Annotated in this window: 11 protein-coding genes; 3 read left to right on the top strand and 8 right to left on the bottom strand. The window is 57.8% G+C overall.

Annotated elements, in window-relative coordinates; genetic code table 11:
- Positions 1-310: 310 nt before the first annotated feature.
- Positions 311-1,480 carry an EF-hand domain-containing protein gene (locus ABEA92_RS05220; RefSeq protein WP_345682747.1) on the bottom strand — a complete coding sequence of 390 codons (1,170 nt, stop codon included), beginning with the start codon at positions 1,478-1,480 and terminating at the stop codon, positions 311-313.
- 1,288 nt (positions 1,481-2,768) lie between these two features.
- Entirely contained in the window at positions 2,769-3,470 is a 702-nt protein-coding gene (locus ABEA92_RS05215) for a hypothetical protein (RefSeq protein WP_345682746.1), read from the bottom strand.
- 988 nt (positions 3,471-4,458) lie between these two features.
- Between ABEA92_RS05215 and ABEA92_RS05210 the strand changes: the two genes are divergently transcribed.
- Positions 4,459-8,298, top strand: a complete 3,840-nt coding sequence (locus ABEA92_RS05210; RefSeq protein WP_345682745.1) for a S1 RNA-binding domain-containing protein — start codon at positions 4,459-4,461, stop codon at positions 8,296-8,298.
- 4 nt (positions 8,299-8,302) lie between these two features.
- Positions 8,303-8,794: a hypothetical protein gene (locus ABEA92_RS05205; RefSeq protein WP_345682744.1), complete on the top strand. Its 492-nt coding sequence runs from the start codon at positions 8,303-8,305 to the stop codon at positions 8,792-8,794.
- 1,051 nt (positions 8,795-9,845) lie between these two features.
- Here ABEA92_RS05205 and ABEA92_RS05200 read toward each other — a convergent pair.
- The gene (locus tag ABEA92_RS05200) at positions 9,846-10,244 is read right to left on the bottom strand and encodes a response regulator (protein WP_345682743.1); all 399 of its coding nucleotides are present in this window, start codon (positions 10,242-10,244) and stop codon (positions 9,846-9,848) included.
- Positions 10,245-10,463: 219 nt separating this feature from the next.
- On the opposite strand from ABEA92_RS05200, the gene ABEA92_RS05195 reads away from it, so the two are divergent.
- Positions 10,464-11,453 carry an AAA family ATPase gene (locus ABEA92_RS05195; protein ID WP_345682742.1) on the top strand — a complete coding sequence of 330 codons (990 nt, stop codon included), beginning with the start codon at positions 10,464-10,466 and terminating at the stop codon, positions 11,451-11,453.
- A gap of 949 nt (positions 11,454-12,402) precedes the next feature.
- On the opposite strand, the gene ABEA92_RS05190 is transcribed toward ABEA92_RS05195, so the two are convergent.
- The 5 genes from ABEA92_RS05190 to ABEA92_RS05170 form a co-directional block, all read right to left on the bottom strand.
- Positions 12,403-16,080 carry a DUF1553 domain-containing protein gene (locus ABEA92_RS05190; protein ID WP_345682741.1) on the bottom strand — a complete coding sequence of 1,226 codons (3,678 nt, stop codon included), beginning with the start codon at positions 16,078-16,080 and terminating at the stop codon, positions 12,403-12,405.
- A 106-nt stretch (positions 16,081-16,186) separates the two neighbouring features.
- On the bottom strand, positions 16,187-17,659 hold the full coding sequence (locus tag ABEA92_RS05185) for a DUF1501 domain-containing protein (RefSeq protein WP_345682740.1): 1,473 nt from the start codon (positions 17,657-17,659) through the stop codon (positions 16,187-16,189).
- Between the two features lie 723 nt (positions 17,660-18,382).
- Positions 18,383-19,273 (bottom strand): NAD(+)/NADH kinase, encoded by an 891-nt coding sequence (locus tag ABEA92_RS05180; protein ID WP_345682739.1) that lies wholly within the window; start codon positions 19,271-19,273, stop codon positions 18,383-18,385.
- A 235-nt stretch (positions 19,274-19,508) separates the two neighbouring features.
- Positions 19,509-21,437, bottom strand: coding sequence for a 1-deoxy-D-xylulose-5-phosphate synthase (gene dxs / locus ABEA92_RS05175; RefSeq protein ID WP_345682738.1), 1,929 nt, complete (start codon positions 21,435-21,437; stop codon positions 19,509-19,511).
- 125 nt (positions 21,438-21,562) lie between these two features.
- Entirely contained in the window at positions 21,563-22,498 is a 936-nt protein-coding gene (locus ABEA92_RS05170) for a polyprenyl synthetase family protein (RefSeq protein ID WP_345682737.1), read from the bottom strand.
- Positions 22,499-22,735 lie beyond the last annotated feature (237 nt).

Below are 22,735 nucleotides of genomic sequence, written 5' to 3'. Positions count from 1 at the left end.
CGTTCGTGGCTGAGGAGTCAGCAATTTTCAGTTGTCAATTTACAATTTTCCCTTTTCAATGTTCTCGGTGTTGCTAACACCTGCACCCCGGTTTTGTGGGGTGTCGAGGGTTTCGAAACGCTTGACACGTTTGTTGATGGAACGTCGGTTTTAGCTGCCGCGTTGCCCTCCCCGGAAAACTCGCTGTGGGCTCGTTTTCCGACCCTCCCCGCTTCGCCGGGCGGGTGAATTTGGTGGCGGTTCCAGCTTGGAAAGCTGGTCGACAATGGTGGATCGAAACTTTTGACAAGTTTCGCTACGGGTTTGCGGGTTATTGTTGTTTCGCCAAATGCTTGGCGAGCTCTTGGAGCGAGAGGCGGCCGTCTTGGTTTTCGTCGGCTGCTTTTAATGTGGAAGCCGGCAACTTGCCGGGGCCGGAGGTGTCAGACGACAACTCGGCGGCTTCGATGAACGTTGATCGGTCGGTGTCGTGACGCAACAGCAGCCGGCGGGCGTTGGCGATGTGCTCGTCGCTGAACCCGAGCTGCTTTCGCTCGCTGGCAATGAACGATTGCACTTCCCCAAGCGTGACGGTGCCGTCGCCGTTGGCGTCAAACCGGGTGTACTGCGAGGACGCTGGCCCGTCCGTGGTGAACACGTCGCCTCCCATTTCGTCTTGGCTGATTTTGCCGTCTTGGTTGTAGTCGGCCATCGCGATGATCCGTTTCGCTTTGACGCCGTCCGATTTACTGAGCCCTAGTTCTCGCCGATGCTTTGAAAACAAGAGCGCCAGCTCCATGTTATTCAGCTTGCCGTCGCCGTTGTCATCGTGCCCGCGGGCATCGAGCGGCAATCCGGCGGCCGCCGATTCTTTGGCGTCCAGGTTTTGGTCGCCATCCTTATCAAACTTCTTCATCACCTTGATCGCACTCATGTTGTCGACCGCTTCGATCCCCAGTTCGCGGCGGAGCCCGCGGTTGAAGGCGAATTGCTCGGCGATTTCGATTACCGTGATGATGCCGTTGGCGTCTTTGTCAAACTTCGACGGATCCGGCGGCCAGCCGGCGGCGATCTCATCGGCGTCCAATTGCCCGTTGCGATTGCTGTCGTGCCGCTTGATGAAAACCTGGGAATTGTTGCGATCGAATTGAGTGATCCCCAACGCGTCGCGTTTTTTCGCAAGATAGATGGCGACTTCCAAGTGCGTTAGTTTGCCGTCGTGATTCAGGTCGAACGTGGCATGTTCGTCACGCCACGCCAGTTTTTTGCGTTCTGCTGAGTCGATGAATCCGTCTTCGTCGGCATCGCAAATCGTCATCGTTTGCGTCGCGTCCGACAGATCCGACTGGATCAGCACCAGCGAGAGCAGGTCGCTCGGTGCCGGAGGTGACTTTGGTTCGGGGGCTTGCGCGGCGGCTGGAACGCCGTGTAGAGCAAAAATGCCGTGCACCGCAACACAGAGGGCGCCCAAGCCAAGTGGCCACACGCTTGAATGTTTCATCGCTTCACTCCTGCGGCCCCATCGATTTGGATTGGAATCATCATCAACGGTTTCAATGTATTGCATCCCGCGATGGCTCGCAGCGTTTTTTTAGTAGTCCAATGCGAATTAGACGTTTTCGTTTTGGGGCGAGCGATTTGCCGTGAAGTTTGTTTGGATGGCGAAAAGGGCGTTTGCTGACTCGGGTGAGGCGGGTTGTGGCAACGAGTGGCGTGCGGGGGATGATGGAGACGCAGCATGGAGTAGCGTTTGATGGGTAGCGGAAGTCGTCAAGACTTTCGATGATGCGTTGGTCTCCACTGCAACGGTGCCCTCCCCGGAAAACTCGCTGTGGCTCGTTTTCCGACCCTCCCTGCTGCGCCGGGCGGGTGAAGTTGGTGGAAGAGATTGAAAAAGTTAAATTGACAATTGTAAATTGAAAAATGGGAGTGCGTGCATTGTCGCTCGGCTTTCCAAGCCGATGGCGTGGGGCGTGATTTGACTTCGCTGCGAGAGAGAGACGCCTGCATTGAAAGTGGTGACATCAACGCTGGCGGTTCCAGCTTGGAAAGCTGGCCGACCATGGTGCCGAAACTCTTCGCGAGTTTCGCTACGGGCGCGTGACGCCGGTAGCGTTTCACCTCCCCGAATTTTGTTTTGGGGAGGTCAGAGCGAACGGAGCAAGCTCTGAGGGCTTCGGGGGGGTAGAGATAGAAGGTTCGATTTAGCTGCAACGGTGCCCTCCCCGGAAAACTCGCTGGGGCTCGTTTTCCGACCCTCCCGTCTTCGCCGGGCGGGTGAAGTTGGTCGCGGTTCCAGCTTAGAAAGCTGGCCGACAATGTGCCGAAACTTTTGACAAGTTCCGCTACGACAAGTTTCGCTACGTGCTGTCGCCACGTCCGTCGCTGAGGTGTCAGCAATTTACAATTTAACCTTTTCAATATTTCGGTTTACTAACACCTAGCGTCGGTTTCGTAAAATACTGGTGGTGTCGAAACTCTTCGCGGCTTGCTGATGGAACGTCGGTTTTAGCTGCGACGTTGCCCTCCCCGGAAAACTCGCTGTGGGCTCGTTTTCCGACCCTCCCGTCTTCGCCGGGCGGGTGAACTTGGTCGCGGTTCCAGCTTGGAAAGCTGGCCGACAATGGTGCCGAAACTTTTGACAAGTTTCGCTGCGTGCTGCCGCCACGTCCGTGGCTGAGGAGTCAGCAATTTTCAATTGTCAATTTACAATTTAACCTTTTCAATCTTTTCGGTTTGCTTTCGGCGAAGCCGAGCAGGTGACGTGGCGCAGTGGGGATGCTGGGTTTTTAGGTTAACGGATTGGGCGGCAGGCTGGAGGATTTGAGCAGTTCGAGTTCGGCGATGCGGTTTTTGAGTCGCTCGATTTCTTCGTCGATCGAGGCGAAGTTGCGTTGGTCGATCGGGCCGAGCACCGCGGTGCCGCTGCGGTCCAGTTTGCTAATGCGGTGCAAGATCGGAATCACCAAGCTGATCGCGGCGACGACGATCGACATCGCGGCGATCAGTCGCCAGACGGCGGACGAATCGATCTCGCCCAAAATCACGCCGCACAATAGCAGCGAGTAGCCGAAAATGATTTGGCTGCCGATGAAATAGACCCAGCGAAATCGGCTGGCCAGTTTCGCGATCGAAAGCAGGCAGACGTGGACGGTGGTGACGGCCAGGATCGACAAGCAAGTGGTGGTTTTCCAGTACATTTCCGAGTCGTTGGTGGTCCAGATGCCCAACAATAGCAACGCGGCGGCGATCCCGGTCAGGATCAGTCCGGCTGAGGGCAGCAAATTGCGGCCATGCGGAGTGCGAGTCATGTCGCAGGCGAGACCACACAGACTGGCTGCGGCAATCACGACCGTCGTCATCACCACTTGGACCTCAAACCAGCTCCAGGTGTTCCGCAAGACGAAGAAGATGCCCAGGACGGCGCCAAACAAGACGGAGCCGATCAGGCCATACAGCAGCGGCTTTTTCAGTTTACTGGGGTGACTCATCGGTCGAGAGCTCGGTTGGGGGTGAAGTGGGGCGGTTTGCGTAGAAGCACGGCGGCCAAAGAAACAGAAACCGGACAGTGGCGTTCATAATCTAAGAGCCCCCGAAGCGGCGGATACTTCGCAGAAATTGTAGTCCAGGCTGCCAGCCTGGCCGAGCTGTCGATCCCACGCGGGTTCCCGCAGCCACGAAGCCCTCCCCGGGAAAACTCGGCGTGGTAGCGGATGTCGGCGAAGGGTGGCGTATGCCAAAAACGCCACGCCGGGAAGCATTTTCTTGTAGCTGCCTTCGCCAGAAGGTGGTGATTCGTATTGGCCGGCAGCGATCCACGCTCTGGCGAGCATAGCTACGGATCGCAAATGCCGTCATTTGCCGTTTCTCGATTCTTCACAGCGTTGGCCAACACGGCTAACGTCGCGGTCACTCCAGCACGGAACGAAACTCTTGGCGGCTTGTTGATTTAGTGAAGGTTCCTGCGGCAAGGGGTGTAGGATGGACTTCCTAGTCCGTCAATGGTGGACTCGACGGACTAGGAAGTCTATCGTACGACTAAAACAACAAGCCGTTGACGAGTTTCGCTGCGTCCCGGTCTCCTCACTCCTTGTCTCCTTGTCTCCTTGTCTCCTTGTCTCCTTGTCTCCTTGTCTCCTTGTCTCCTTGTCTCCTTGTCTCCCCCTCCCCCTCCCCCCTCCCCTGCCTTCCTTACCGGTTGCAGGGGCGAAACTTCGGAAACCTGATCGGCTAGCAAATTTGGCGGGCGGCTCGTAGGTTGACATTTCCGCTGTTCGGCGCTATCTTCGCCCTCCGCGGCGGGTCTACTTTGGTGGACCTGTTGATTGAAACTCCAGCAGAGCCGCTGTGAAACACCCAAAACTGCTGGCTTCCAAAATTGAAGGTATCGTTTCGACGTGAAGTTAGGTGTCCTGGGAGTCGTTTTTCCGGGATGCGTTGGCTGAGTTCGGGCGTACCGATGAATGAGACCGACTTGCGATGACTGTCGATCTAGAAGCAATTGCCCGTCGCGGGCGTTGCGAAGAATCAAGTTTACGAATTGCGTTGCCCCTGATTGAACAAGGATACTCGCCGCCATTTTTGGCGCGGTATCGGCGTGATGAATTGGGTGGTTTGGACGAGGCCAGCTTGTGGGCGCTCGCCGAAGCGCTGCAGGCGGACCGTCAACTGGCCGCGCGCCGCGCCGAGTTGCTCGAAAGCTGGCGGGCAACCCCGATTGCCGACCCCGCACTGGGGCGGGCGATCGAAAAAGCCAATTCGAAACGGATGCTCGAGCGTTTGGGCCGACGCATCAAGCTGGAGTCGAGCGAGGCGGTCGATTCCGCGACGCGGCTGGCTGTCCGGGTGCTGAACCCACAAAAGGGTGACGGCGACGACTTGCACGCGATCGCCGAACAGATGGAAACGATCGACGATGCCAACGAAGCCAGTGCGAAGCTGGAAAAATCGTTGGCTGGCCGGTTGGCTGGCGATCCGCGGATGATCAATGCGGCCGTCCAGTGGCTGGGCAAAAATGCCAAAATCCACGTCATCGAAATCCATGATCCCCACTCCAGTGCCGATCACGATGACGACGACGCGGCTGGCAATGCGGCCAAGCCAGGGTCGACGAAGTCCAAGAAAGCAAAGAGCACCAAGTCGGTTGACGCCAAATCAGCGACCAAGGACGAAGCGGCGCTGACCAAGGTCGCCGAGGAAAAAGCGTCCGAGGAAAAGGCGGCTGAAGAAAAAGTCGCGGCGGAAACGACTGCCGATGGCGAGACCGCCAAGGCCGAACCGCCGGCGGCAACGAGCGAAACCGCAGCGGATCCCGCCGCGGCGACAACGTCGGACAAACCTGCCGCGACCGAGAACGCTGCGACTGAGCCAGTGGCTACGGAATCCCCTGCGGCTGAGGCCAGCAGCGGCGAAGCGACAGCAGCGAGCACGGACACTGCACCAGCTGAAACCGCGGCACCCGAGTCCGCAGGTTCCGCAGCAGGCGAAGCTACCGCTGCGGCGGATGCATCTGCGACGACCGAGGCTCCCGCAACCGAGCCCGCCGTAACGGAGCCAGCGAAGAGCGGCGAAGAGGCTGCGGCGAGCGGCGACAAGCCAGCTGAGGCGAAGGGCAGTGAGCCCAAGGCCGAGAAGAAGTCCGAGCCGGCTCCGGCTAAGAAACAAAAGAAAGTGTCGCCTCGACAACGTCGTCGTCGTTGGTTGATGAGCGTATTGAAGCCGCTGGAAGGCAAGCGAATTCCGACCAACAAGCTCAGTTCGTTCCAAACCGTGATGCTGGCTCGCGCTCTTCGCAGCCAGGTCGCAAACTGCTCGTTCGAGTACGATGCGAACCGTTTGGTTGCCGAGCTGCAGAGCACTGCCGAGCGAATCAATCCGCGTTTGGCCGACATGCTGCGAAGCATTCTGATTGAGAACGAAGCGGACATCCGCGGCGCGGCCGAAGCGGCGTGGTGGGATGAACTGCAAGAGCGTGCGTCCACTCGATTGCTGGGCATCGCGGCGGACCATCTGCGAATGCAAGTCAATCGCAGCGGCGTCGAAGCCAAAGTGGTGATGTCGATCGATGCGGTCGGACCTCGCACCGCAGCTACTGCGATCGTGGCAAGCGATGGGCGTTTGCTGCACTGCGAAGATTTGCCTTGCCAATTGTCCGCTGGCATGCGTTCGCAAGCGGTATTGCGAATGGGCGAACTGATTCACGCTCATCACGTGGATTTGATCGTGATCAGCAACGGCCCGGCTCGCCGAGGTTGTTTGGTGGCGGTCAGCGAATTGGTCAAACAATCGCCTGAAAATTCGATCCGCTGGACGTTGGCCGACCGTAGTGGTGCCGATACCTATGCGGGCAGCCAAGTTGCCGACCAAGAGATGCGAACGACGCCACGTCGATTCCGCAGTGCCGCTTGGGTGGCATTTTCGGTGCTGCAGCCTGCTGGTGCAATCGCCAAGGTCGATCCGCTGAAGTTGCGATTGGGTTCGTTCCAGCGCGAGCTGTCGGACCAAGCGTTGATGGAGGTGCTGGATGACGTGATGGTCAGCGGTGCGTCCCGCGGCGGTGTGGATGCTAACGCGGCACCGACATCGTGGTTGTGCCGATTGCCTGGCGTAACGCCACAAGTTGCCGACGCACTGGATGCGGCTCGACGCCAAGAGTTGTTCAAGTCACGTGAGCAAATCGAAGAGCTTGATGCATGGGGAGACCAAGCCTCGACGCGTCAAGCACTGCCGTTTTTGCGGGTGTTTGGCAGCGACGAAACGCTTGATGGCACGTTGATTCACCCCGAGGATTACCCGCTGGCGAAAAAGTTGGCGACGGCGCTCGAGATCGAATTGCCTCCGGCGACACCGCCTGGCTACGAGACTCCGAATTTTGACGAAGACGCGTTGCCGAAGTTGAGCGATGCTGTCGAGCCGGTCGAAGCGAGCGAGGAATCGCCAAGTGAAGATACGACCGAGGAGAAACCGTTTGGCTTGACCGCAGAACTGGACGCGGCAGACGCCGGCAGCGACGCGGCGGCAACCGAATCGCCAGCGGCGAGTGACGCTGAAAACAAGGCGGAAGCAGAGTCGGCGGGCGAAGCGTCCGCGGCATCGGAAACGGCGGATGCCGAGTCATCCGCTGCGGAAGCTTCCGAACCGGAAGCGGCCTTGACCGACGGTGGCCAGTCTGAAGGCGAACAAGCCGAAACTCCAGCAGCGACCGACGCGGCGAAGCCAGCCGAAGAGGCTGCGGTTTCGATGCGAGTGGTTCGGCCGCGACCTGAAAAGGCCAAGATCGACAAGTGCATCAAGGAATGGCAGATCGGTGCCCGCCGAGCTCGCCAATTGGTCAGTTGGTTGTGCGACCCGTTTGGCGATAGCGATGTTGCTGATGGGGCTTCGAACGCCGTTTTGACGTCGATGCCGAACTTGAAGACGCTGAAGCCTGGCGACCAAGTGATTGGTGTGGTGGTCGGAGTGATGCCGTTTGGCGTGTTCGTCGAACTGGCACCCGATTGCAGTGGATTGATCCACGTCAGCCGTGTTTCGGAGCAGTTTGTCGAAGATTTGCACGAGGCGATTCAAGTGGGTGACGTGATCACGACTTGGGTGACCGGAATCGATACCAAGCGTCGTCGGGTCGCGTTGAGCGCGATTTCGCCTGAGCGTGAAATCGAACTCGAAGAACTACGTCGTCAACGCAGCGATCGGCCTCATCGCGGACAGCCATCGCAGAATCGTGGCGGTGCAAACCGCGGCGGTGGCGGTGGTGGTGCGCGTCGCAGCGACTCGGGGCCTGGCGGCGGACCGGCTGCCAAGGGTGGCCGTCCGGATAACCGCGGTGGCCGCGGCAAGGCGGGTGCGGGAAGCGGCGGTGGACAACGCGGCGGTCGCGATGGCGGTCGCGGACGCGATCACCGTGGTCGCGACAATCGCGGCGGCGGACGTGGCAAGCAGGCCGAAACGTACCGGGTTGTCAGCAGCAAGCCGGTTGAACCGATTAGCGATGCGATGCTGAAGGGCGATGAGCCGTTGCGTTCGTTTGGCGATTTGCTGCAGTTTGTCTCCAAAGACAAAGGCGAGCCGGCGAAGGAAGTGAAGCCGAAGAAGGAAAAGGCAGAAGCGAAGCCGGAAGCATCGGCGGCTGCCGAGCCGAAGGAAGTGACTGCGTCGGCTGGCGGCGAGAAAAGTAGCGAACCCGCTGCGGAAACCGCGAAGTCGGAAACTGCCAAACCCGAGGCAGCGAAATCGGAAACGGTCAAAGCGGAGTCGGCGGAAGTATCATCGACCGCTGCTGGCGACGACCCCACCTCCACCTCCACGGACACATCGGTCTGATTAGATGAGCGACGATTTTAACGAGCGACTCGAGTCAGCGATTCAGCGTGGGAAGCAGCGAGCGGAACGCAAAGCGTCGGCCGAGCGACAGCAGGAGATGTCGGCGGAAGAGCTGCGGCGGTTGCATACGTCGTATCGGTTGTCGCTGTCGGAACATATCGAAAAGGCGGTGCATCGTGTTGCCGATCATTTCCCGGGGTTCCGGACCGAGGCGTTGTTTGGCGAAAACGGCTGGGGTGCCGCGTGTTACCGCGACGATCTACGGATCGAAGCGGGCAAGCGAAGCAACCAATACAGTCGTTTGGAGATGATGATTCGCCCCTACAGCGACTTGAATGTGCTGGAGTTGAAGGGCAAGGGGACGGTGATGAACCGCGAGCTATTCAATCGCAATCACTTCGTCACGATCGCGGAAGTCAACGAGGTCGATTTTCTACGTCTAATCGACTCCTGGGCAATCGAGTACGCCGAAGTCTACGCCGCCAAGAGCATGTAAGCGCGCGCAGCCGCCGTAGCGGAAGTCGTCAAGACTTTCGATGAGCCGTTGGTTTAATGAGCCGTGACGCGTAAGCGGCCGGGGTCTACACGCTGCCTGGTGGGCTGCCTGTGCCCCCGCTTCGTCGGACGCGTGACGCCGGTATTGTGCTTTACCTCCTCGAAACTTGTTTTGGGGAGGTCAGAGCGAGCGGAGCAAGCTCTGGGTGGGGCCTCGGGGTGTTCGAGGTGGAAGGTTCGATTTAGCTGCCGCGTTGCCCTCCCCGGAAAACTCGCTGTGGCTCGTTTTCCGACCCTCCCCGCTGCGCCGGGCGGGTGACATCGGTAGTGTTTTACCTCCTCGAAACTTGTTTTGGGGAGGTCAGAGCGAGCGGGGCAAGCTCTGGGTGGGGCCTCGGGGTGTTCGAGGTGGAGGGGGCGATTTAGCTGCCACGTTGCCCTCCCCGGAAAACTCGCTGTGGCTCGTTTTCCGACCCTCCCCGCTGCGCCGGGCGGGTGATATCGGTGGAAGAGATTGAAAAAGTTAAATTGACAATTGTAAATTGAAAAATGGGAGTGCGTGCATTGTCGCTCGGCTTTCCAAGCCGATTGCGTGCGTCGGGTTTGGACGATAGTGCGAGAGAGACGCCTGCACTGAAATTGGTGATATCGGTCGCGGTTCCAGCTTGGAAAGCTGGCCGACAATAGTGCCGAAACTCTTCGCGAGTTTCGCTACGGACGCGTGATGCCGGTACTGCGTTTAACCGCCCCGAAACTTGTTTTGGGGAGGTCAGAGCGAGCGGAGCAAGCTCTGGGTGGGGCCTCGGGGTGTTAGAGATAGAAGGTTCGATTTAGCTGCCGCGTTGCCCTCCCCGGAAAACTCGCTGAAGGCTCGTTTTCCGACCCTCCCGTCTTCGCCGGGCGGGTGACATCGGTCGCGGTTCCAGCTTGGAAAGCTGGTCGACAATGGTGCCGAAACTTTCGACGGACTAGGAAGTCCATCGTACATCCCTTGCCGCAGGAAACTTCACTAAATCAACAAGCCGTTCGCGAGTCTCGCTACGGGCGGGGGCTTAGCGGGGTTTGCTGGGGGTCCAGCCGTAGATGTCGATCAGGGCTCCGACGACGACGTCGCATAACTGGTTTAGCCGAATTGGCTTGCTGAGCACTTGATAGGCTTGCATCGATTCGGCTTCGCGGCGGATCTGCTCGTCCAATTCGGCCGACATCAACACGCAAGCCGGGCGGTCGGGGGTGTCGACCAGCTGACGCAATAAATCGAGCCCGGTCACGCGAGGCATGTGCACGTCCAATAGGGCCAAATGGACGCGTCGTGTGCGGATCACCTGCAGGGCTTCGTCGCCGTCACTCGCTTCGCTGACTTGGAATCCGCGGCGCGTGAGCCCCTCACAAACGACACGTCGGAATGCCGAGTCGTCATCGGTTACGAGCAGGTTGGGCACAATCATCATCACAACATCCTCCGCTTGCACGATCCCTCGCTCTACAAGCTTGCCGGCTTCAAACCCTTGCCGGCCACACGCCAACGGGGCACTGCCAAACGGGCAGCCAGCCGGTACACTATTATAGCTTAGCAACTTTGATGCCGGTGCCATTTTAATCCGCTGGCGGCTTCCCTTTGCGTCGTTCTGAATAGGCTGCTTGTGAGTCCTTCTCCGCCAAAACCACCTGTGACGACTCCATCGACCCGCTCGGATACGTCGCCTGCCGCGGCGGCAGCGGTGGGCGAACTGGCTAAACGGATCATCGGCAACGTCGAGCTGGCGATTGTGGGCAAACGCAAACAATGTGTGTTGTCGCTGGTGGCTTGGCTCAGCGGAGGCCATATTCTGTTAGAGGACGTGCCGGGGGTCGCCAAAACCATGCTGGCTCGGGCCTTGGCACGCAGCGTGGGCTGCAATTTCAAGCGGGTCCAGTGTACACCCGACCTGCTGCCATCGGACGTCACCGGCACTTCGATCTTTAACCAGAAGACGGCCGAGTTCGAGTTTCGCCCTGGCCCCGTTTTCACTCAGATTCTGTTGGCGGACGAAATCAACCGGGCGACACCTCGAACGCAAGCGTCGCTGTTGGAAGCGATGGCGGAATCGTGTGTGACGGTGGACGGGCGGACGCATCCGCTGAAGCCGCCGTTCTTGGTCATCGCGACTCAGAACCCCGTCGATCACGAGGGGACCTTTCCGCTGCCCGAAGCGCAGCTAGACCGATTCATGATGCGATTCTCGCTCGGCTACCCTTCGATGGACGAAGAGTTTCGAATGTTAGAGTTGCTGCAAGGGGCGCATCCGGTGGACGGATTGACCGCGGTAGCGGCGGCCGAAGAGTTGGTGCAGGCACAACAGGAGATCAAGAAGATCCATGTGGATCCTCGCGTCCGGCAATACCTGCTGCAGATCGTGCATCAAACACGATTGCACGAGGATTTGGCGCTTGGCGGCAGTCCTCGCGCGACGATCGCGTTGTTCCGTTGTTCGCAAGCGATGGCAGCGATCCGCGGCCGTGCGTTTGTGTTGCCGGATGATGTGAAACGTATCGTCGCACCGGTGATGAATCACCGCTTGATCGTGCGGCCCGAAAGTCGGTTACGGAAAGTAACGGCGGAAAAAATCGTCGAAGAGATCCTCGGCGAAATCGCCGTACCCACGATCGAAGCGGCATGAGTTCGGTAGCGGAAGGGGCGGCGCCCTGCTTCGCTGGGCGGGGGATATCGGTGGAAGAAATTGAAAAAGTTAAATTGACAATTGTAAATTGAAAAATGTGGGTGCGCATCATTGTCGCTCGGCTTTCCAAGCCGATGGCGTGGGGCGGGGCTGGACGATAGTGCGAGAGTGACGCCTGCACTGAAAATGGTGACATCGCTGGCGGTTCCAGCTTGGAAAGCTGGCCGACAATGGTGGATCGAAACTTTTGACAAGTTTCGCTACGGGTGGGTGACGATGGTAACGCGATTCACCTCCTCGAAACTTGTTTTGGGGAGGTCAGAGCGAGCGGAGCAAGCTCTGGGTGGGGCCTCGGGGTGTTCGAGATAGAAGGTTCGATTTAGCTGCCACGATGCCCTCCCCGGAAAACTCGCTGAAGGCTCGTTTTCCGACCCTCCCCGCTTCGCCGGGCGGGTGAAGTTGGTGGAAGAGATTGAAAAAGTTAAATTGACAATTGTAAATTGAAAAATGGGGGTGCGTGCATTGTCGCTCGGCTTTCCAAGCCGATGGCGTGGGTTGTGATTGAACGTAGCAGCGAGAGAGACGCCTGCATTGAAAATGGTGCGTTTGACTCTGGCGGTTCCAGCTTGGAAAGCTGGCCGACAATGTGCCGAAACTTTTGACAAGTTTCGCTACGGAGGCGTGACGCTGGTATTTCGCTTCACCTCCTCGAAACTTGTTTTGGGGAGGTCAGAGCGTGCGGAGTGAGCTCTGGGTGGGGCTTCGGGGTGTTCGAGATAGAAGGTTCGATTTAGCTGCGACGTTGCCCTCCCCGGAAAACTCGCTGCGAGCTCGTTTTCCGACCCTCCCCGCTGCGCCGGGCGGGTGATATCGGTGGCGGTTCCAGCTTGGAAAGCTGGGCGACAATGGTGCCGAAACTCTTCGCGAGTTTCGCTACGGGCGCAGCGGGCTAGAAACGAGAGATCGTTTCGTGCAGGTTCAAAATCACGCGACAGACTTGCCCCAACGCCGCAATTTGACTTGGCTCGGCTTGGGATTGCTGTGGCGATTTACGGCCTACCTCGAGATACTTCGTTGCCTCCTGTGCGTTAGACCGATAGTACGCGAGTTGCCGGTCGTACAATCCACGCAGTGCCGCTCGTTCATCGTCACTGGGCAGCCGCGACAAGCTGCGGACAAAGGCTGCGCTGAGCCAATCGTCAAACTCGCCCTCTTCGTGATCGGCGATCAGTCGATCCGCCATCACGTGTGAGGCTTCGGCGAACGACGGATCGTTCAACAACGTCAACGCTTGTTGCGGACTGTTGGATTGCGCTCGGTCCGCTGTGCATTCGTCTCGCGACGGCGCGTCAAAATTGACCAGCATCGGATGCAGGAAGGTTCGCTGCCAATGCATGTACACGCCGCGTCGGTATTGCCGCGAATCGCGGCTGGCGTGGTAGGTCCGGTTGGGAAACTGTAAGTTCGAATAGTGCCCAGCCGGCTGGTAGGGATAGACGCTTGATCCGCCAATAAAGTCGGTGACCAACAAACCAGCGATCGCCAATGCGTTGTCGCGAATCACTTCGGCTTCGAGTCGGCGCGGCGATTGACTCGCGAGCAACCGGTTGTACGGATCACGCTCGGTCAGATCCGGCCGCTGAGCCGCCGTTTGCTGGTAGGTGCGACTGTTGACGATCAAGCGGACTAAATGTTTGACGTCCCAGCCGCTGTCGATAAACTCCGCTGCCATCCAATCCAACAGCAACGGATGACTCGGCCATTCTCCCTGACTTCCGAGATCGTCCAGCTTGCTTGACAATCCGGTGCCGAAGAATTGTTTCCAGGTTCGGTTAACGACATGCCGCGAGGTGAGCGGATTTTCGGGCGAGGTGACCCAGTTGGCTAGGTCGAGTCGAGTTAACCGGCGCTCGCTTTCAATTTCCAATTGCGGCAAAAAGTGGGGTGTCGCAGGCGGTGCCTGCTCGCCCGTTTTGTCTTGCCAATTCCCTCGAGGCAGCACGCGACTTTCGGGCAACCGGTCCTCCGGCACCGCTTGAACTACCACCGACATTGCCATCGCCGAATGCAGTTCTAGGATCTGGTCGCGATAAAAATGGCTGCTCGGTCGCTGTTGTGAATAGGGCACCGTGGCACGATGGAATGCACTGACGAGTTGTGCGTTTTGTTGCTCGCTACGCTTCGTCGCCGGTGTCTCGATCGCCGATTTCAATTCGGGCGTCGCGGCGTCCCAGCCAGCAATGGAGTGTGGCACGGGGGTGACAGAGATGCGAACGCGTCCGACATCACCACTGTGAAGCGTCATTCTCAAACGATCATTCGGCGTGACCCAGACGGGGTTGGCGAAATGGTAAACGGCGGTGTGCGGGTACTCGGTCTCGTTCGCAGGTAATTGCCACGCTGCCGGGCCGCTTCGCCAAACGTCCTCCAACACAAGTGGTTCGTCGCCACCGGTGTAGCGTTTTGGATTCTTGCGATCCGCTTCGCCCCAGGCGATTTTGATCGCTTCGCGGGTGTCCGCGACGATTTCGTTTGGAACCGCGATTTCCACCCACGGATTAGGCGTTGCCGGAGAAAACGACAACAATTCGTTGCGGTCGCTGGACAGCAATTTAACTTGGTAACGCGTTAAACGTTTTGCGTATTGGGCCGAGTCGGTACGGTTCCATATGACGATTTTTTCGACCTTGTTCGCTGCACCCAGATCTAGTTCCCACCACGGATCGTTACCAGGGTTGGTGTGGGTGACCGATTGAGCGTTGTAGTAATGACCATCGGTGTTACCGTCGATCGCAAGCGACGCGTCGCCCGATTTGTAATTCGACGAATGGCGAGCTTTACCCGCGACGGCGATGTTTCGCAGTTTCCCTTCGGCGTCCTTCGTGAACACTTGGACTTCGGCTAACGACAAGATCTTGTTCTTGCCCGGCAACTCGATTCGCACGAAGCGAGGTGTAACCGCGGTCGGTTGGGGTGGTTCGTTGCCGCCACGTTGGAGGTCGACCGAAACGCTCAAGGAAAAGCGTCCTTCGTCACTGCGTCCGACGCGGTTGCCGTGCGTTTCGTCGGGCAATACCTCGACACGAATCGAATTGACCAGCACGGTATCGTCAAGTTTGGTGTCCAGCGTGATCTGCTCGGACTTGTTGGCCGGTCCTGTCATTAAAACCGATCCATCGTCTTTCAGCGTCGGCTTGGTCGTGCCACTGGCGACGGCATCGACCACGTCGGCCACGATCCAGCCGGACGGATTGGACTGTAACGTTGTCGCGAGCGACTGCGTCCATTTTGCGAATTCCGGATCTGGCAATACTGAATCCGCGAGTTCGGAATAGAGATCGCGGTCACGTTCAGATTGCAGGAATTTGATTTCGTTTCGTGCCGCTTCACTTTCGATGCGGATTTCCGGCGGAAAGGGAAAGTCGTTGTTAAAGCCACGCAGCTCTGGATTCGGAGTGTATCCGTAGTCGGCGTAAACGCCCCATTGCCGGATGTCGTCAAAGAACGCGCCGATCGAATAGAAGTCTTTCGCCGAGAAAGGATCGTATTTGTGGTTGTGGCATTCGCAACACGCCAGCGTGCTGCCGAGGAACGCGGTGCCCATCATCCGTACGCGATCGGCCTTGGATTTGGCCAGGTACTCTTCGGGTTGAGCGCCGCCTTCGCGAGTGACCATGTTCAGTCGCAACAAACCGGTGGCGGCCAATTGTTGTGGCGTCGGATTGTCGAGCAAGTCACCGGCGAGTTGCTCTCGTGTGAAAACATCAAACGGTTTGTTGGAGTTAAACGCATCGATGACATAGTCGCGATAGGGAGCGACGCGTTGATTTTGGTCTCCGTGGAAACCGACGGTATCCGCAAAACGGACGAGGTCCAACCAGAAGCTGGCCATTCGTTCGCCAAAATGTTTTGACGACAACAATCGTTCGACCTGCCGCGCGTAGGCATCGGCGGATGGATCATCCAAAAACGATTGCAGTTCCGCTGGCGTCGGTGGCAAACCGATCAGATCCAGACTTAGGCGGCGCAGCACTGTGCGTTTGTCGGCAACGCCACTGGGCGAGATCCCTTCGGCTTCGAGTCGAGCCAGCACGAAGGCGTCGATTGGGTTGTGTACTTTGTCCGCGAACGTGTTGAGCGTGGGGACGTGGGGGCGAACGATCGGAGCGTATGACCAATGCTGTTCGTACTGGGCTCCTTGTTCGATCCACCTGCGAAACAATGCTTTGTCGTAATCGGTCAAGCGATGGCGGAATTCGGCGGGCGGCATTTGTTCGCCGTTGCCTTCGTCGATGATCCGCAGAAACGCTTCGCTATGCATCGGATCGCCGGGTTTGATCCCGACGGCTTCGTCATCCGACGGCAACCCGCTTGTCGCAGCGGCGAAGGAATCGAGCCGATACCCGCTGGGGTTTTCTTGCTCGTCCGGTCCGTGACAGGCAAAGCAGGTGTTGGACATGATCGGACGGATATGAGCGTTGAACGTCACTTGGTCGGGAAGTGCCGGCGTTTTGGACGTGCTGACCAAGGTTGGCGATTCGTCTGCGGTGACGATACGCGTGGCCACCAGCCCGAGAGCGATCAGCGTCGATGCGGCAAGGATGCGGAAGGTCAGTTTGAAATTCATGGGGAATACTAAATGGATCGTTTGCCGTGTGGGCATGGTAGTGCGTGCCGACGATGTGGTTTGGTTTACTGCGTTTTATCATTTGCTGCGTTTAGAGCGCGCCGACTTACACGAGGATATCTTTGACCACGCGACTCGGTTCGACCCCGGTCAATCGCAGGTCGAGGCCTTGAAAGCGTGCAGTCAAGCGTTCGTGCTCGACGCCAAACAGATGCAACAGGGTGGCGTGCAAGTCATGGACGGTGACGATGTTGTCGACTGAGTTGTAGCCGAGTTCATCGGTCGCTCCGTAAGTCATGCCAGGTTTCACTCCGCCGCCAGCCATCCATACGCTAAAGGCGTTGATGTGGTGATCGCGTCCGCTGCCTTGAGCCATCGGTGTGCGGCCAAATTCGCCGCCCCACAGCACCAATGTGTCTTCGAGTAGTCCGCTGCGTTTCAGATCCGCCAACAGTGCGGCGGTGGGACGGTCGGTGTCTCGAGCGGAGATCGGAAAGTTCTTTTCCAAATTGCTGTGGTGATCCCAACCGCGGTGATAGAGTTGAACGAAGCGAACACCTCGTTCGAGCAGTCGGCGGGCCAGCAGGCAATTGGATGCGTAGGAACCGTCGCCAGGCCGTTTGACACCATAGGCATCAAGCGTGTCTTGTGTTTCGGTCGACATGTCGGTCAGCTCCGGCACGGCGGTCTGCATCTTGAACGCCATCTCGTACTGCGAGATACGCGTATCGATTTCGGGATCGAGGTAACGTTCGGCCAACATGCCATTGAGCCGCTGCACCTCGTCAATCACTTGCCGCTGAGTCGATTGGCAAACGCCGTCGGGGTTGCCGATGTAGTGCACGGGCGAACCGCTGGCTTGAAACGCGATGCCTTGGTAGCGGCTCGGTAAGATGCCGGCGCTCCATTGCCGCGCCGAAACGGGCTGGGCCCCTGGCCCGGATGATGTCATCACGACGTAGCCGGGCAGGTTTTCAGTTTCGGCGCCCAATCCGTAAAGCAACCACGATCCCATGCAGGGGCGCCCCTTGATGATCGAGCCGGTGTTCATGAACGCGTGAGCCGTGTCGTGATTGATTTGCTCGGTCGTCATGCTGCGAATCACACACAGCTCGTCCGCCATCGCGCCGGTGTGCGGAAACAGCTCGGACATCTCCAATCCAGACTCGCCCCACTTCTTGAACTTGACGAACGACTTTCGTGCTTTCAGTTCAGAACCCTGCAATTGGGCAAGCTGTTGTCCTTGCGTGAACGAACTGGGAAACGGTTGTCCGTCGATGCGATCGAGTTCCGGTTTCGGATCGAGCGATTCGACGTGTGACGGGCCGCCCGCCATACAAAGGTGAACGATCCGTTTGGCCTTGGGGGCAAAATGCGGCAGCCCAGCGAGTGCGGGCCAAGGAGCGTCGCCCTGGGGTGAGTTTGCCGTGGGGGAGACGCCTGAGGCGGCCGAACCTGTCAATGAGGCCAGGGCGAGTCCCCCGATGCCGGCAAACGATCGGGTCAAGAAGGTGCGGCGAGCGACGTCGGTCGCATATTGCGATTTCAAACGCTGCGCCGACGGATGCGATGAGGTCATGAGATTGGTGGGAAAGATGGGGCGGGGCGGTGGGAACACGATTAGTAGTGCTATTTTAGCGTAGCGGAAATCGTTCGGACTTTCGTTCCTTGGCGTTTGTCCCCAGAAATTTTTGGCAAGTTTCGATACGAGGACCATTGTCGCTCGGCTTTCCAAGCCGATAGCGTGGGGCGGGTTTGCTGTCGCAGCGAGAGAGACGCCTGCATTGAAAATGGTGCGTTCGACGCTGGCGGTTCCAGCTTGGAAAGCTGGCCGACAATGGTGCCGAAACTTTTGACAAGTTCCGCTACGGTTGCGTGACGCAGGTATCGTGCTTCACCTCCTCGAAACTTGTTTTGGGGAGGTCAGAGCGAGCGGAGTGAGCTCTGGGTGGGGCCTCGGTGTGTTCGAGGTAGAAGGTTCGATTTAGCTGCCGCGTTGCCCTCGCCGGAAAACTCGCTGAAGGCTCGTTTTCCGACCCTTCCCGCTTCGCCGGGCGGGTGAAGTTGGTGGAAGAGATTGAAAAAGTTAAATTGACAATTGTAAATTGAAAAATGCGAGTGCGCACCATTGTCGCTCGGCTTTCCAAGCCGTTTGCGTGGGTTGTGATTGAACGTCGCAGCGAGAGAGACGCCTGCATTGAATATTGTGCGTTCGACTCTGGCGGTTCCAGCTTGGAAAGCTGGCTGACAATGGTGCCGAAACTTTTGACAAGTTCCGCTACGAGGACGGGGCTTTCGATTTTTAATCGTCGCCGATTTTGGAATTCACCGAGCCTCCCCAGCCCAACTTGTCTCTCAGTGTGCGGTAGTCGTTTTGGCCGGGGACCTCCAGCATTTTGAATGTCTGTTCGGCACGTTCGACGCGAACACGATCGCCTGGCTGCAGGGCACTTAAAATCCGTCCGTCCACCACCACGCTGGTGGAATCGTACGGTTCCGTCACTGTCAACTCGAGCACGGTTTCGGCGGAATCGACGACGGGGCGATAGGTCAACGTGTGGGGACTGATTGGCGAGATCACGATCGCTTGCAGATTCCGTCTCAGGATAGGCCCGCCAGCGGACAGGTTGTGCGCGGTCGATCCAACCGGAGTGGCGATGATCAATCCATCACATCGATAGCGAGTCGCTAGATGGCCGTCGGCATACAAATCGATGTCAAGGATCCGGTAGGGAGCACCCCGAAGAATCGCGGCCTCGTTGAGTGCCAATTGTTCGGCAACCACTTCGCCACTGCGTAGCACTGAAACCTGGAACATGATGTGATCGATCACGTCCGAGCCGCCTCGCATCACTTCGGGCCAAACGTTCAAAAAGTCGTCGGGCGATAGCGCGGCCAGAAACCCAAGTCGGCCGCAATTGATGCCCAACACCGGCGACTGTGACATTCCCATTTGGCGTGCGGCTTGCAAAATCGAACCGTCGCCCCCGAGTACGATCACCAAGTCGACCAATTGATCGTCAAAGTCGTAGGTGAAATCGAGATCCTCGGCGATGATGTTTGCCGATTCGGCAATCACAGGCCTCAGCCGCTGTAGCTCCGTGCGGACACGGTCGCGATTGGGTGCTCCTAGGATCACGACGTTGGGGCGATGTCCATCCTGGACCCATTGAACGACTTGGTTCGCAGGCATCAGTAGATCTACTCGACGAAAAGAATAACTAAATAGGGTGAGGCCGAGGACGTCGAGAACAGCGGAGTTGCGGTAAGTTGAATCAAGCGGGCGTACGCGTGACACGGAATGCTTCGGAAAAGCCAATCCCGTGTTCGAACCGTGCGAGCTGGACGGGTTGGGCCGGACGCGTTGGGCCGGTAAATCAGCCTAGCCCATCCGCCGCAGGATTCATCTGGTACCGTTGACGTTGCTGTTATTGTAGCGAGATTGGTTGCAGGTTGGCGGCCGCGCGGCAAGTTGCAGCGATCGGTTCGGCAGCGAGCCCATGTTCGGCCAACAACTCTTCGCGGTCTCCGTGTTCGATGAACTCGTCACGCAGGGCGAGGATATGGATTTTGCGAGTGTCTAGGCGTTCTTCGGCAGCCGCTTCCAGGAATGCCGAACCAAAACCGCCCATTTTGACATGTTCTTCCAGCGTCACCACGAACTTGTCTCCGGCCATCGTTTCGCGGATCATCTCGCGGTCGATCGGTTTGACAAACCGTGCGTTGACGACGCCGACGTCGAGATCGTCGCCAAGTAATTCGGCAGCAGCGAGAGCTTGGTCTAGCATCGCGCCATAGGCCACGATCGTGCCGTCACGGCCTTCGCGAATTCGCTCGCTCTTTCCGATCACGATTTCATCAGGCGTGCGATCGAGTTCCAATGCGGATGCCTTTGGATAACGAATCGCACACGAATGGTCATGTTCGATTGCTTTGGCGAGCATCAAGTCGACTTCGCCCGCGTATCCCGGCGCCATGATGACCATGTTCGGGAAAACGCGAAGGTAGCCGATGTCAAAAATGCCATGGTGCGTCGGACCATCGGGACCGGTCAATCCGGCGCGATCCATCATGAACACGACCGGCAAATCTTGCAGTGCGACTTCTTGGAAGATTTGGTCGTAGCTGCGTTGCAAGAACGTGCTGTAGATATCGACGATCGGTCGCATCCCGTTTTTGCATTGACCGGCGGCAAAGGCGACGGCGTGCGATTCGCAAATGCCGACGTCAAAGAATCGATCGGGAAATTGTTCGCGAATCGGTTCCAGTTTGTTGCCTTGGCACATTGCGGCCGTAATGATCGTGACACGTTTGTCATCGGCCATTTGACGACGGATTGCATCGCGAGCGTGTAGGGTGAACGGAGGGCATCCCGAGGACGCGGTCGAGACGGGTTTGCCACGATCATCCTTGAATGCAGGCGGCGTGTGAAAGAATACCGGATCTTCGGCGGCAGGTTTGTAGCCGTGTCCTTTTTCGGTGACAACGTGCAGCAGCACAGGCCCTTTCATCTCTCGGACCATCGCCAAATATTTTCGCATCATCGGGATGTCGTGGCCATCGATTGGACCGACGTAACGGATGTTCAATTCTTCGAACAGCATCCCGCCCAGCAATCCGGCCTTGACCCCTTCTTTCATCTGCGCCAACAGTCGTTCGGTGGGATCACCAAACATCGGCACGTGATCCAGCAGCCGTGCGACCTCGTGTTTCAATCCGGTGTAATAGGGATTCGAACGAAGACGGTCCAGGTACGTGGCGACCGAGCCAACACGAGGACAAATCGACATTTTGTTGTCGTTCAAGATGATTGTCAGATCGTCTTCGAGTTCGCCAGCGTTATTCATCGCTTCAAACACAATGCCGCTGGGGAACGCACCATCGCCGATCACCGCGACCGTACGCCGATCGGCGTTGCCCGAGAGCACATCGCCGCTGCGGAGACCCACCGCGGTGCTGACGCTACAACCGGCATGGCCGGTCATGAACAAGTCGTACTCGCTTTCGACCGGGTTGGGGTATCCCATCAATCCGCCGCGGGTGCGAATCGAAGGGAAATCATGGTAGCGTCCGGTCACCAATTTATGTGGATAGATTTGATGGCCCGTGTCCCAGATCAACCGGTCGTGGCGGAAATCAAATTCGCAGTGCAACGCGATGCACAATTCAACCACGCCCAAGTTCGATGCAAAGTGAGCCGTGCGTGTGGCCAACAGGTTGCACAACACATCACGAATCTCGCTGGCCACATCCTGCAATTGGTCGCGTGACATCGACCTCAGCGGGCTCGCGTCGGGCAAGCTCGAAAGCAGAGGGTGGCTGCAAGGTTGGGAGGTTGTTGGTTCCGGTTCGCTCATTATTTTATCCACTCGGTTGTCACACTGGCTCAATCGATCGCAGCACCTATTGTGCGATTCATCCATGTTCTTTCGACGCGGTCGATTGCTTTTTCGACGTGGTCGAGACTCGAAATGTCATTCCATCATTGGGTTCGTTCATAAACAAAATCAGCCAAACTCGTTAACCGCCAACCTGCGGGGCCAAAAAACATTGCATGGTTGCGTGCTGACGTGACAAGTTGGTCCGCTTTTTCGCGGGCCGCCTCGATGCCCAATAGACCAGGGTACGTCAGCTTACCTCGGTCTGCATCCTTTCCGGTGCGTTTACCTAATTCTTGCTCGTTGGCGGTAAAGTCAAGCAAATCGTCGACTACCTGGAACGCCAACCCAAGATCTGCGGCATAATCGGCCAACACGGACTTGGATTTCTCGTCCGCACCCGCCAGGATCGCTCCCATCGCCAGCGACGCTGAGAACAACGCGCCGGTTTTTCGCCGGTGGATCGATTCAAGGTGTTCGACGGTTCTCAGGGGTGGGGCTGCGGTTTCGGTTGAATTCGGATTGGCATTGGCCCAAGCCGCCTGGTCCCGCTCGGCTGACAAATCGTCGGACTGGCCCCCCACCAAATGGCAGGCACCAGCAGCGGACGCCAGCACGTGGATCGCCTCGATTGCACGCGACGGATCGCGGACGCCTTCGCTGAGTTGGCGAAACGCCTCGGCCTGAAGTGCATCGCCGACCAATATCGCAGTAGCCTCGTCAAATTGAATGTGAACTGTTGGCCGACCTCGACGCAAATCATCGTCATCCATCGCGGGCAAATCGTCGTGAACCAGCGAGTAGGCGTGGATCATTTCGACGGCAACCGCTGCCGGCAATGCTTCCTGCAACTCGCCGCCACACGCCTCGGCAGCCATCAAAACCAACGCAGGTCGCAGCCGTTTTCCGGGGGCCAACAACGCATAACGCATCGCATCACCCAAACGTTGGGGGCAACCATCGCCGAAATCGCACGCATTTTCAAGCGCTTGTTGGACCAGTGGACGAAGATCCTCCATTACGGAGGGGGAATTAGCCATAAGTTCGCTCAGATGGTTGGCAACTCATCAACAGAGTTTCCGTTGTCGGGGAAAACGTAAAAAGGAAGGGCGATCGTACGATATACCTACAATAATTACCGCAACGCGAAGTTGGTGATCACCCCCCGCCCATGGAAATTGTTGCTCAACCAGCAAAATCAGGTGGTTATCGAGAAACGGCAGGTCAGCGAAGAATCAGCGTCCATTGGAAAAAAGCAGGGGGCAGCGGAAAGCTGC

The organism is Novipirellula caenicola, assembly GCF_039545035.1.
Lineage (GTDB): Bacteria > Planctomycetota > Planctomycetia > Pirellulales > Pirellulaceae > Novipirellula > Novipirellula caenicola.
The sequence above is the reverse complement of the archived record's forward strand: the minus strand, read 5'-3'. Positions and strand labels throughout refer to the sequence as shown.